Origin of the sequence: Lactobacillus sp. UMNPBX12, from assembly GCF_002553955.1 — a bacterium.
In the GTDB taxonomy this organism is placed as follows: domain Bacteria; phylum Bacillota; class Bacilli; order Lactobacillales; family Lactobacillaceae; genus Lactobacillus; species Lactobacillus crispatus.
In genome coordinates, this window is sequence record NZ_PCYY01000004.1 from 96,827 (window position 1) to 109,791 (window position 12,965).

The following is a 12,965-nucleotide window of genomic DNA, read 5'->3' on the forward strand; positions in this document are numbered from 1 at the left end:
ACTATAAGAGATTACGTTAGGAGATTATATCGATGAAAACTAAGAATTTATTTACTTCATTAGCTGCCGCAGTGATGCTTTCAGCTGGTTTAGCTGGTGCAGGTGTGTCTGCTGCAGAATCAGTTCATGCAGCAACTACACAAACTTCAAGCAAAAAAGGTACCATTAGTATTAAGCGTAGATCAGTATCAGCTACAGTTAATAATGCTAATCCTAAGCTTTACGCTGTAAACCAAGATGGTAAAATCGTAAAGTCAATGGATTCAAATTATACTAAAGGTCAAACCATCCAGCTTTACTTCTCTAACGAGGCTAAGAACGATCAAGGTTCTGTTACTTTCTATTATGTTGACAGTCAAACTGTAGATGGACAACAATGTGCAATTTATGTTGTTTCGACTGATGTTACCCCTTCAGCAACAGTTCCAAGTCAAGCAGACTGGTACAAGCAAGCACAAAGTGACCAAAAAGCCATTCAAGATGCTTACAATAATAGAGCATTAAAGTACATCGTTGTTTCACCTAAGTCAAAAAAGGGTGCAAAGATCTACTACGCATATAAGAAGAGTGCTAAGGCTAAAAAGGTTTACTTTAAGGCAACCAAGAAGAAGATCAAGTACGGTAAGAAGTACAAGTCATCGATGATCGTTAAAAACGGTAAGAGCAGATATGCTTATATTGGTAAGAAGAGATACTTAAAGACCTCTACTATTAAAGTAGTAAGTGCTAAGTACGCACCAGTTCAATTATCAGATGATTTGAAGAACTTAATTGTTCAAAACTAGAAAAAGTTAATAAAAATTGTAGCGTAAAGGATGAATTATTGTCCTTTACGCTTTTTTGATCTAAAAATTAATAATAATATTGATAAAAAATCTCACTGACCTACAATAGACTTTGCGTTATTTTTAGGGAGTTGTAAAAATAAGAATGAAGAGAGTAAAAGTCTATTTAGGATTAGCTTGTTTGATGACGTTATTATGTTTGAAGCCGCAAGTGGTTGGGGCGCGAGAACTAAATCCATTTCAGACTAAGATGATTAATCCGCATACGTCTTATAGAATTTATCAAAACTTAACTCGTAAAGGTCCGTCAAGAAGTCTATGCCTTGCTAATACGTTTAAACATGGCAATGTTCAAGCCAGTGCAGTTAGAAAAGTTCGCGGTAATAAGTATTGCTATGTTTGGTTAGACGGACATAGAGGCGGTTGGGTCAATCAACGAGCTTTTTTAAGAAGAAAGATTGCAGTTGTACATCAGATTAGTTTAGTGAAGAATTCGCATTATAGTTTTCCAACTAGGGATGCGATTAATTATGCAACAGATGCAGCAGGAACGGTAATTGAGCCAAGTAAAGTTAAAGTATCTCGAGCAGAAGTTTCATCAAGTAAAAAGGAAAGCTATCGGGTAAGTTATTCTTATGGTAAAGCTCATGCTCAGACAATTGTTCAAGTGAGAGCTAATGCTAGAGAGGGCATTGTTAAAGCAACCAAAAAACCACAAGCTGGAGACAGTGCTCGTAGCTGGTTCAAGCACTATAAGACGTCTGGTAATTGGGGTAGAAGCTTTGCTCCGGAAACTAGACCGCATGTTTTGAAAAGTGGACATTTTAGACTGAAAACCTATTTCTATCAACCTGCGACTTTATGTCAAAGTGATTCGGTAACTGGAACGGTGGGACCAGTACCAGAAGGATTGACCGTGTCAAATGGTTCAATGTATGCAACAATGTATCATTCACCACATGATACACGTGCTCACATTGTTTCTTATCAGTTTAATCATGTACCTAATCGCTATGTTATGCAAAAGTTGTCATGGCTACCTTGGTCACAATTTCTGCGGCTTGCATCCCATGTTAAGATTAAGCCCATATATTAAATTGGGACATGGACAAGCAATCGGTTCAACTCGAAAGTATATTTATGTGATTGCTAATAACCATTTATTGCGCAAGAGCTCTCAATCAGAAGAAATTATGCAGATTAGTAAAAACAATTTGCAAATTAAACAGATTTGGACTTTTAAAGTTTGGAATCATTCAGCTAGAACAGGTCGTTATTTCCATAATGCTACTTTTGTAAATGATCACCAATTTATTGCCCTTTACCATGATGCCACAGACCACCGTTTTGAATATTGGGAAGTTACTCGTCAGGGTAATAGTTGGTATCCTAAAGAGATTGGCGCTACTAGAGGAGATTTTATGCGCAATGATTCTCCCGTTCAAGGAATTACCTATGACAAGCATAAAAAACAGATTTATTTGGCCTTTAATGATTATTTGTTTAAATTGAAACGCTCAGGTAAAGTGCTGGCTAGAGGTCACTTTCATACAGGTCGTGAATTTGAGGGGATTAGCGTAAATGGTCGCCATCTTTATGCGGAATTAGCTCAGCGACCAGAGTTATTGTGGCAGAGGATAAGATAATTAAAATTTTAAATTTTTATGTATCTTCTAATAGTTGAATTTGTACTGTATGATATTAGTAATGATTATTAGATAAAAATAAGGGAGTGAGAATATGCAATATCCTGATAAATTTCATTTGACGCAAGATCAGAACAGAAGATTTGCTAGGAAAAATCTTGTTAGATTAATATTTACTAATTCACGTTTTGAAGGATTGACTACGACATTGCCTCAAACCCAAACCATTGTTGATGGAATGAGTGCTGCAGGTGTGTCAATAGATGATACTAACGTAATTGTACAGTTAAAGAGAGGATGGCAATATATAATTAATGAAAATAAGCCTCTTTCTTTGAAAATTGAACAAAACATTAATTTATTAGTAGCACGTTATGATTCATTAGATCCAGGAAATTTTAGAACTGGGGAAGTTACAGTTGAGTTGGGCAATAATCGGGGAGAGTACAAACCAGATAGTCTAAACTATAAACAAGAAGAAAAATTTTTTGATGAGTTAATGCATAGTGATACTTCAATTGCAGATAAGGCAATGACGTTGATGTATCATAATATGCGTAATCAATTATTCTGGGACGGGAACAAGCGCACTGCTACACTAGCTGCAAATAAATTAATGATTGACCATGGGGCAGGACTAATTAATGTTCCACTAGATAGATGGGATAAGTGGAATGAATTAATTAGTAAATATTATTTGAGTGGAGAAATGAATGCTCTCAAAGACTGGACTTACGAAAATGGTATTCAAGGTGTTGTGTTGAATAAAAACTCAAATCTACCTAAACCAGATATTAACCCAACTGATTATGACTAGATACTAAAGTAGACCATTAAGGTCTGCTTTTTTATATTAAAAGCATTTATTAATAAAAAATTGTTAAAATAAAAAAATGTTAGTGCAATTACGAATATATAAAGATTTTGATAGATAACAAGATGTAGAATGCAAAAGATTGGTTAAGAAAGTAATGAGGAGAAAAAGATGAATAAAAAAGTGAAAGTTACTAGTCTAGCCGCAATTGCATTAGCATCTTTAGCATTAACTGGTGCTAATTTGAATGATCAAGTTAAGGCAGATATTACTACAAATGCTGGTAGTAGCAAATCAGTATCACAACCTAATTCTGCTGTAGTAGCTAATGAGAGTGATACAAATAAATTAGCAGGATCAAAATCTGCTGCACAATCAGAAGAGAATAAGAACGATACTTCAAAGTCTTCGGCCACCAATGCTCAACCTAAAATGAGTCAACCTGTAGTTAATACAAATAATGATGTTAAGCAACCTGTAAACAATGGCGATTCGATTGACACAGCTTATGAACTTAATTTTAATTATGATGATGCTATTAAGAGGAGCAATAAAATTAAATTCATCAAGGGATTAACTAGTGATGATGTAAGAAATTATTTTATGAATCATTCTAGTATGTTTATAAATGGTAAAAAGGCTGTAAATCGTTATACCGAAAATATTAATAATACCGACGATGAACAAAAAAATGTTGATGAAAAATACGGTTATGAAACGGACAAATACTCTAAATTCAGTGGCTATGCTATCATTGTAAGAAATAAAAAAATCAACAGATTTATAATAAAAAACATGTTTTGATTCTTGAACCAGGAGATACTATTGAAATTAAGCGAAATGCTTCATATCTGTTACCTAATAAGTGGTATAAATGGATAATGACTGGAGATACTATTGGTAAGAATGTGATTGAAGAAATTGAAAAAGAAATGGGAAAGAAAATACCTGTAGAAATCGTAAGTAGAGTGTCTGAAAGTAACGGTTTCTTAACAGAAAAAACAGATTTGTTTGGTAATTTACCTAGGATTACATCAAACAAAAAGATAAATGGTAATCCTGTTTTTTATGACTTTGGTAGATATATGACGTTGCCATTTGTTCAATTCGTGATTTCAAATGATACAGATGCAACTGTAATTCCACATAATCCATATGACGTTGGAGCACCAGCCGATTGGGTACAAGATACTCCTGTAGTACCTGAAAATGGTGACAAGAAGGGAAGTCAAAAAGCTGATGATGCAATTAAGAACGATTCTGATTCAAATAAGTCAGATTGGAATAATGCACCAGTAGATAATGGTACTGACTTTTCATTTACTCCTATTACTAATGTTGAAGAACCTACATCAGTAACTACAAGTTCAACAGCAACAACTGTTAATACATCTTCCGAAAATACTGATAAACAAAATATAAGTCAAAAAGCAACCGTAGCAAATACCAAAAACTTGGTTTACATTCATAATGCTTTTGTTTATGACAAAAATGGCAAGTTGATTTTATCTAAGGATGGCTATCGCTTAAAGGCACTCCACACTAAAGCTAAGATTCTTGATAATGGCAAGATTTATACCATCAAAGGCAAGAAATACTACAGAGTGGGCAAGAACCGTTTTGTAAAAGTAGCTAATGTTGGTAGAGTGTCAAAGGCTCAAAAGATTAATACCCGTGGTACGATTGCTGCTACTAAGAAGTATGGTGTTAAACTTTACAATGCTAATGGTAAATACACTAAGAAGTACTTAACTGTGGCTAAGAAAGTTAAATTTGATGCAAAGAAATTTATGAAAGGAACAACTTTCTACAGAATCAAGGGAACTAACACTTGGGTTAGATCAGGCAATATTAAGTTAGTTAAAACAGCCAAGTAATATACGTTTCCTGCAGATAACACGTACTGATGGAATATTGTTTCTAAAAACTCTACAAAATAAAAAATATTCATTCTTGAAATGATTTTCCAAAAAAGTTATCTGCAGTTACTACTCTTTAAATGATTTAATTGCTATACGAAGCGTAAGTCGTTCCATGACGAGATAGCATCATGCTATCTCGTCTTTTTTTATTCGAAAGCTCTTTTTGAAAATATCATGATAAAAGTTCATAATAGAAATTGTTTGTTTATGTTAAAGGAGTTGTTTTATTTTTTATGAAGAATAATGATCACAGCAAGATAAGTCGTAGTAGTCTGGTCTTGATGATTTTTTCTTCTATTTTTGGATTTAGTAATTCTCTGACAGCTTTTTACCAAATGGGTTATTCAAGTATCATTTGGTATATTGTCACCGCTATTTTATTCTTCTTGCCATCAGCCTTAATTTTCGCTGAATATGGTGCTTCCTTTAAAGGAATTAAAGGTGGAATCTTTTCATGGCTTGAAGGATCTACTAATGAAAAAGTAGCATTTATTGGAACTTTTATTTGGCTATCAGCTTGGGTGATTTGGTTGGTTTCTTCAACCCAATTCTTCTTGGTTTCAGTTTCAACTGCAATTTTTGGTCATGATACAACCCAAAGTTGGCATTTAGGACCATTAACTTCAACCCAATTATTAGGTGTTTTAGAAGTTATTTTTTGGCAATTGTTACATTCTGTGCCGCAAAGGGAATTGATAAAATAAAGGCGATTAATAATATTGGTGGGATCTTTACTTTAGGAATTGCCATTGGTTTTACAGCAGTTTCACTTTTTGTATTTATTTTGAATCGTGGGCAATTAGCTGAACCAGTGACCGCACAAAATATGGTTCATTCACCTAATCCAGCATTTCAGTCACCGATTGCGGTTATTTCATTTATTGTCTATGCTTTATTTGCCTATGGTGGTCTGGAAACAACCTCAGGAGTAATTGATTCAGTTGATAAACCGGAAAAGAATTATCCTAAGGCTCTGATTACGGCCATGGTCTTGATGACAGCACTTTATGTTGTAAACATCTTTATGTGTGGGGGTGGCTGTTAATTGGAACAAATCGTTAGGTGGTAAAGGTGTTGACTTAGCTAATGTCGAATATGTTTTGATTAATAATTTAGGTATTGTCACTGGTCATAGCCTAGGTCTATCACATTCTACTTCACTGGCAATTGGAACTGTCTTTTCTCGTTTGGCCGGAATTGCGGATGTGTTATCAGGAATTGCCGCTGCCTTTTTGATGGTTTATTCACCGATTAAATCATTTATTGAGGGGTGTGATCCGCGACTATTGCCTAAGAAGATGGTCAAGTTAAATAAGCACAATATGCCTGAATTCTCGATGTGGGTACAAGCAATTGTGGTTAGCGTTATTATCTTATTTATTTCATTTGGTGGTAATGGAGCACAACAATTCTATACAATTTTAATGGATATGATGAATGTTTCTTCATCAGCACCATATTTATTTTTAATTGCTGCTTACCCATTTTTTAAAGCTAAAAAAGACTTAGATCGGCCATTTGTTTTTATTGAAGGTAAGAAAAAAGTTTGGGCAACGACAATTGTTGTTTGGTTAGTGGTTGCGGTCGGAATTATCTTTACTTGTATCGAACCACTCTTTACCGGAGACTGGCAAACTTCATTCTGGACGGCTATTGGTCCAGTGGCCTTTGGTGTTATTGCTTGGATTTATTACGCATATAATGAACGAAAAGAAAAAGCAATGGCTTAATACGCAAAATAAGACGAAGGATTTTGTCCTTCGTCTTATTTCTTTTCTCTATTTTTTACTTTAAGCCAGCTACTCTGACAACATCGCGTTCAATCATTAATTCCTCATTAGTTGGAATAACCATACCAACAATAGTTGAGTCGGGCTTGGTAATAATGGTGGCATTTTCTTTATTAGCGGCTGAATCAGGCTTAAGGCCTAAAAGTTCGAGTGAATCCATGACATGTTCACGGACACCAAAGTCGTGTTCACCAACACCAGCTGTAAAGGCGATACCATCTAGGCCACCCATTTCAAGGGTATAAGCACCAACATAGCGAATGATTCGATTAATGAAAATGTTTCTAGCTAAGTCAGCACGCTTCTTCTTTTCCCCTTCGAGCTTAGTCATGTCACCACGTAAATCACGCATATCTGGTGAAATGCCTGAAATTCCTAACAAACCAGATTCGTTGTTTAGAACCTTAAGCATTTGATCAGCATCAAGATTTTCCTTTTTCATGACAAAAGCAAGTAAAGAAGGATCAACATCACCTGAACGGGAACTCATCGTAATACCCGCCATTGGTGAAAAGCCCATTGAAGTATCGAATGATTTACCATCTTTCACAGCGGTAACTGAAGCACCAGATCCTAAGTGACAAACGATTAATTTCAAGTCCTTTAAGTCGCGTTTCATAATTTCAGCGGCTTTTTGACTAACATATCTAACCGAAGTGCCATGTGCGCCATATTTTCTTGCACCGTATTTTTCATAGTATTTATATGGAAGTGAGTACAAGTAGTGCACTGGATCCAAGGTTTGGTGGAATGAAGTATCAAAGACAGCGACTTCAGGGACGCCAGGCAATACTTTCATGAAGGCATTAATGACATCGGCTTCAGCGGTATTATGAAGCGGCGCATATTGTTTCAAATCATAAATCTTTTGTAGTGACTTTTCATCAATTAAGGTGGAGTCCTTAAATTCTTCACCACCCGCAACAATTCGATGTCCGATTCCGATGATTTCTTTAGGATCGTCAATTAAATCATACTTTTTTAAATTTTCAAGCAAGATTGTAACGGCAGTTTCGGAATCAGGAATGTCAACTTTTTCTTGGTGTTTTTCACCTTTAACCTTGATTGTAAAGGTGGAGCCGTTAAGCCCAACTCGATCAGCCATCCCTTCGCTGATAACTTTTTCATCAGGAAAGGTGAAAAGCTTAAATTTAAAAGAAGAGCTACCCGAATTAATCGCTAAAATTTTTTTCATAAATTATGCCTCTTTTTCTTAATTTTTGCAGTGCAACCTATCCAGTAAGGGCCTGCAATAAAGAAAATGCCACTAATCTGCTTTAAGTAAGTTCTTGCAGTAATAGTGTCAACGTCTTTATTATACAACTTTTGCTGTAAGCTCTTACAGATATTTTTTTATTACTAAAATTTATATATAAATTTGATTGATCATATATAAATTTAGAATATCAATTTGCAACAAAACCGCTTACAAACTATAATGAAATTAACATACAATATATATTGAGAGGAGAAAAACGAATGACCCACTACTACGAAGGCTTTCCACAAAGTGACCGCGATGAAAAAATCAAGATGGTGAATGTGGATGAACTTGAAGAACGTGTTAAGAAGGTAATGCCAGAAGGTGCATATTATTATATTGCTTCGGGTGCAGAAAATGAATGGACCTGGCGTAACAATACTGCTGCTTTTAATCATTTTCAAATTGTACCTCGTGCTTTGACTGAGATGGCTGATCCGCAAACTGATACTGATTTTATGGGGATGCACTTAAAGACGCCAATTATGATCGCTCCAATTGCTTGTCATGGAATTGCACATAAAGATGCGGAAGTCGCAACGCAAAAGGGTGCTGCTATGGCTGGTGCGCTCTTTAGTTCTAGTACTTATGCTAATAAGAGTGTAGAAGAAATTGCAGCTGCAGCTCCAGAAGCACCAAGGTTTTTCCAACTTTATTTGAGTAAAGACTGGAATTTTAATCAGATGGTTTTTGATGCAATTAAAAAAGCTGGTTATCAAGGCATTTTCTTAACCGTTGATGCTTTGGTATCAGGTTATCGTGAAGCAAACTTGCGGACTAACTTTACTTATCCTGTACCATTGGACTTCTTTAAGCGTTACCTTGGTGCAAAAGGTAAAGGTCAAAGCGTAGCTCAAATGTACGCTTCTTCTGCGCAAAAGATTGGTCCTGAAGATGTTAAAAGAATTAAGAAAGAATCAGGTTTGCCAGTCTTTGTTAAAGGTGTTATGTGTGCTGAAGATGCCTATAAAGCAATTGGAGCCGGTGCTGATGGAATTTACGTAACTAATCATGGTGGTCGTGAAGTTGATGGTGCTCCTGCTACCATTGATGTTTTGCCAGAAATTGCGCAAGCAGTAAATCATCGGGTGCCAATTATCTTTGATTCAGGTGTCCGTCGTGGCTCTCATATCTTTAAAGCTTTGGCTTTGGGTGCTGACATTGTTGGAATCGGTCGTCCATATCTTTATGGTTTAGCCTTAGGTGGTGCGCATGGAGTTGCTTCAGTTATTGAACAATTAAATGATGAATTAAAGATTGATATGCAATTAACGGGATGCAAGACAATTGATGACGTTAAGCATGCTAAATTGACGCACATTGCTTATACTGCTGATAATTTGCCATCTAATACTGATCCAAGCAGACGCAAGGAATATCCGGTAACTGACGAAAATCAAGTTAAGCAAACTGATGCGGTATCTGGTGCTTCTAAGTTAGAAGGAAAGCCAGCTCCGGAACCAGAGACTGATACCACAACTGGTGCTTCAGTAAGATAAAGCAAAAATATAATTAATATTTTTCAATATGATTGTCATTGAATAAATGATAGTCATATTTTTTTACTATCAAGAACTCAGCGGCTACAATCAAGGTGAAAGCGATTTGGTTTTTGGAGAGGGAAATTAAATTATGGAAGAGAATAATGTTTTGACTGATACTGAAGAGCTTAAAATCTTGAGTGATCTTGTTGCAATAAAATCCGTTAATGATAATGAAATTTTAGTAGCAAAATATTTACAAAAACTATTAGGAGAAAGAAATGAGAACATGGAATTAGTTCACGTTTGTTGGAATATTCCACAACTCGCGCAGATTTATTGGCTGAAATCGGAACAGGCCATCCCATTTTAGCAATTTGTGGTCACATGGATGTTGTTTCACCAGGTGAATTAGATCAATGGCATACTGATCCCTTTAAATTAACCAATAAGGATGGTAAATTGTACGGCCGCGGAGCGACTGATATGAAGTCTGGTTTAGCTGCCTTGGTTATTGCCATGATTAATATTCATGAACACCATTTAATTAAGCATGGTAGTATCAGGCTGTTAGCTACTTTTGGTTGGTGAACCTTCTGGCTACAGTATTGCCATTGCTCATAAGGGTTCGATGGATATTAAGTTAACTTCCCAAGGCAAGGAAGCTCATAGCTCAATGCCTGAAAAGGGTTATAATGCGATCGATCCATTAATGGATTTATTAGTTAAGGCCAACAAGGCTTTTAGAGAAACAGATAAAAACAATCCAGACTTAGGTAAGTTGACGTTCAATACTACTGTTTTTACTGGCGGGGAACAGGTCAACATGATTCCCGGAGAGGCTACCGCGCAAATTAATGTGCGGACTATTCCTGAGTTCAATAATAGTTTGGTTGAAAAGAAATTAACTGAATTAGTTAAGGCAGAAAATGCGCAAGGAGCTAAAATCAAAATGGACATCTATATGTCGGAGCCTTCAATTAAAACTGACGGTAAGTCTGAATTTGTTAAATTAGCTCAAAAAATTGGAGCAAAATATGCGGAAAAGCCGATTCCAACAGTTGCTATTAAACCAGTAACTGATGCTTCAAATTTGATTGCCGACAAAGGACCTAGCTATCCGTTTGCCATGTTTGGTCCTGGTAATGACACGCCGCACCAAGTTAACGAATATGTTGATGAAAAGATGTATTTGAACTTTGTGAAGATCTATACTGAATTGTTTGTGGCCTATTTGAATAAATAATTTGGAAAGTAATAAAGAGCCTAGGCAAAATTTTAGCCTAGACTTTTTTATTGTATTTTGAAGTATTTTTTAGCCGCATCACTCATCCGTTCAGGGGTCCAAACAGGATACCAGACAAATTCTACATCAACATTTTTAACTTCAGGTACTTTTTTAACGGCTGTTGTAATCTGCTTGATCAAATAATCAGTCAAAGGACAGGCAGGTGTAGTTAATGTCATATTGATGAGACAGATCCCATCTTGATCGAGGTCAATTTCATAAATCAGCCCCAAGTTGACCACATCGACGTTTAATTCTGGGTCAATAACTTGAGCTAAATGTTCAATAATATCGTTTTTAATTGTTTTGCTATCACGCATTGTGTTACCTACGCATCTTTACCAAAAATTTTTGCTTTAATTGCTTGACCTGTTGGTGTACCAGCTAAACCGCCGATTCCAGTTTCACGCAGAGATGCCGGCATTTGATGACCAACTTTCTTCATTGCTTCAATACATTCATCAGCTGGGATTACACTTGTACATCCCGCTAGCGCCATATCAGCTGCGATAAGTGCATTACCAGCGCCAATACCATTTCTTTTGACGCAGGGAACTTCAACCAAACCGGCAATCGGATCACAGACTAACCCAAGCAAGTTAGACATCGCAATCGATAAAGCTTGGGCACTTTGTTCAGCACTGCCACCAGCCACTTCAACTGCCGCGGCAGCACCCATGGCTGAGGCACTACCGACTTCTGCTTGACAGCCGCCAGTTGCCCCCGCAATTTCGGCATTATTGGCAATCACCATGCCAAAACCGCCAGCAGTAAAAAGAAAGCGAATCATTTGCTCTTCGCTGAGATGTAATCTTTTTTCTAATAAAAATAGAACGCCAGGTAAAGTGCCGGAAGAACCAGCCGTCGGGGTAGCGCAGACAACGCCCATCGCTGCATTGACTTCGTTAGTGGCTATGGCATTTTCAACTGCTGCCATCATTGTATCGCCTGAAAGTGTGTGTCCTTTCTCGCGATATTTTTTCAGCTTAATTGCTTCGCCACCAGTTAAGCCAGTTTTTGAAAAGACACCGTTTCCAGATTCACCTCTTTTAACGGCAGCTCGCATAGTTTGCAAGTTATATTTCATGCGCTGCCAGACTTTTTCTCGTGGCAAGCCTGATAGTTGACATTCTTGTTCAATAATTAATTCAGAAATAGGTTTGTGCGTTTTTTCTGCTGCAGCAACAATTTCCTTAATATGGTTATACATAATATTGCCCTATGTTATAAACAAATAATATTCTCAAATTTTTTCTTTAGTTCTTGCAATAAATCAGGATGAAGATAATTTTCTACATCATATTCATAAATATTATAGTTTTTAGTATGAAAAATTCGTTTGCGACTAAAGGGTGCTTTTTCGTGCAAGAGCGCGGTAAGCTCTTGTTCAATGCGAATGTTTTTGTGTGGATCAACTAAAATAATAATAGGTAATGCACCAGCAGGTTGAATCTCGGTATTATGTAAGACAATTTTGCGAATTTCAATTGCACCACCACCGATAGAGCATCCAGCCAATTCCACTTTCTTTTTATCATTAGACATATTTAAAATAGCAGTATTAGGGTGACCAATTGGGCTAGGACCATCTTCTTCAACAAAACGTAAATCTACGCCGCGCTGGCGTGCAATCTCAGGTGCCTTTGGTACGCGTAGATCGTCTGAGTCAAAGCCTAAAATACCTGCCGCAATAGCATAGTCTGTTCCATGACCACGGTGAGTTTGGGCGAAAGAGTCGTAATAATGAACGGTAACTTTACTCGGGGTACCGCCAAAAAGTTTGTAACCAGCGCGTCCAATAGCGACGGCTCCGGCCGTATGTGAACTTGATGGTCCCACCATTACGGGGCCAATAATGTCAAAAACACTTTTATACCGATTAGTCATTTTAATCCCTGCTTTGTAAGTTATTCTGTTTTTAATGGTTCAGTATAAATTCTTGTGTAAACGGCTGTGAGATTTAGGATGCCTTTCGGGA

The 12,965-nt window shown here is 36.6% G+C and carries 11 protein-coding genes and 2 pseudogenes; 9 read left to right on the forward strand and 4 right to left on the reverse strand.

From position 1 onward, the window contains the following. Window positions 1–32 precede the first annotated feature (32 nt). The 7 genes and pseudogenes from CP363_RS02900 (at window position 33) to yjeM (ending at window position 6,897) form a co-directional block, all read left to right on the forward strand. The gene (locus CP363_RS02900) at window positions 33–785 is read left to right on the forward strand and encodes a hypothetical protein (protein WP_098035819.1); all 753 of its coding nucleotides are present in this window, start codon (window positions 33–35) and stop codon (window positions 783–785) included. A 145-nt stretch (window positions 786–930) separates the two neighbouring features. Continuing rightward, a complete protein-coding gene (locus CP363_RS10895) occupies window positions 931–1,881 on the forward strand; it encodes an SH3-like domain-containing protein (protein WP_233187126.1) in 951 nt (316 codons plus the stop codon). Beyond that, window positions 1,856–2,431, forward strand: a complete 576-nt coding sequence (locus tag CP363_RS10900) for a hypothetical protein (RefSeq protein ID WP_233187127.1) — start codon at window positions 1,856–1,858, stop codon at window positions 2,429–2,431. The genes CP363_RS10895 and CP363_RS10900 overlap by 26 nt, the downstream gene beginning before the upstream one ends. A 94-nt stretch (window positions 2,432–2,525) precedes the next feature. Continuing rightward, window positions 2,526–3,248, forward strand: coding sequence for a Fic family protein (locus CP363_RS02910; protein WP_013086576.1), 723 nt, complete (start codon window positions 2,526–2,528; stop codon window positions 3,246–3,248). A 168-nt stretch (window positions 3,249–3,416) separates the two neighbouring features. Beyond that, complete coding sequence (locus CP363_RS02915; protein WP_089146234.1) at window positions 3,417–4,049, forward strand: hypothetical protein; 633 nt, start codon at window positions 3,417–3,419, stop codon at window positions 4,047–4,049. 77 nt (window positions 4,050–4,126) lie between these two features. Next, window positions 4,127–5,122, forward strand: coding sequence for an SLAP domain-containing protein (locus CP363_RS02920; RefSeq protein WP_143438844.1), 996 nt, complete (start codon window positions 4,127–4,129; stop codon window positions 5,120–5,122). A 278-nt stretch (window positions 5,123–5,400) separates the two neighbouring features. After that, window positions 5,401–6,897: pseudogene (yjeM, locus tag CP363_RS02925) on the forward strand (glutamate/gamma-aminobutyrate family transporter YjeM). Window positions 6,898–6,952: 55 nt separating this feature from the next. Here yjeM and CP363_RS02930 read toward each other — a convergent pair. Beyond that, on the reverse strand, window positions 6,953–8,152 hold the full coding sequence (locus CP363_RS02930) for an acetate/propionate family kinase (protein WP_098035820.1): 1,200 nt from the start codon (window positions 8,150–8,152) through the stop codon (window positions 6,953–6,955). 284 nt (window positions 8,153–8,436) lie between these two features. On the opposite strand from CP363_RS02930, the gene CP363_RS02935 reads away from it, so the two are divergent. Continuing rightward, window positions 8,437–9,717, forward strand: a complete 1,281-nt coding sequence (locus tag CP363_RS02935) for a lactate oxidase (RefSeq protein WP_005723285.1) — start codon at window positions 8,437–8,439, stop codon at window positions 9,715–9,717. 133 nt (window positions 9,718–9,850) lie between these two features. Next, window positions 9,851–10,945 (forward strand): annotated as a pseudogene (locus CP363_RS02940) (M20/M25/M40 family metallo-hydrolase). A gap of 47 nt (window positions 10,946–10,992) precedes the next feature. On the opposite strand, the gene CP363_RS02945 reads toward CP363_RS02940, so the two are convergent. From CP363_RS02945 to CP363_RS02955, 3 genes are read right to left on the reverse strand one after another with little or no spacing between them, the layout of a single operon-like run. Further along, a complete protein-coding gene (locus CP363_RS02945; protein ID WP_005719496.1) occupies window positions 10,993–11,307 on the reverse strand; it encodes a metal-sulfur cluster assembly factor in 315 nt (104 codons plus the stop codon). A gap of 8 nt (window positions 11,308–11,315) precedes the next feature. Further along, a complete protein-coding gene (gene sdaAA, locus CP363_RS02950) occupies window positions 11,316–12,197 on the reverse strand; it encodes an L-serine ammonia-lyase, iron-sulfur-dependent, subunit alpha (protein ID WP_098035821.1) in 882 nt (293 codons plus the stop codon). A 14-nt stretch (window positions 12,198–12,211) separates the two neighbouring features. Then, on the reverse strand, window positions 12,212–12,874 hold the full coding sequence (locus CP363_RS02955; RefSeq protein WP_005719492.1) for a serine dehydratase beta chain: 663 nt from the start codon (window positions 12,872–12,874) through the stop codon (window positions 12,212–12,214). Window positions 12,875–12,965: the final 91 nt, after the last annotated feature.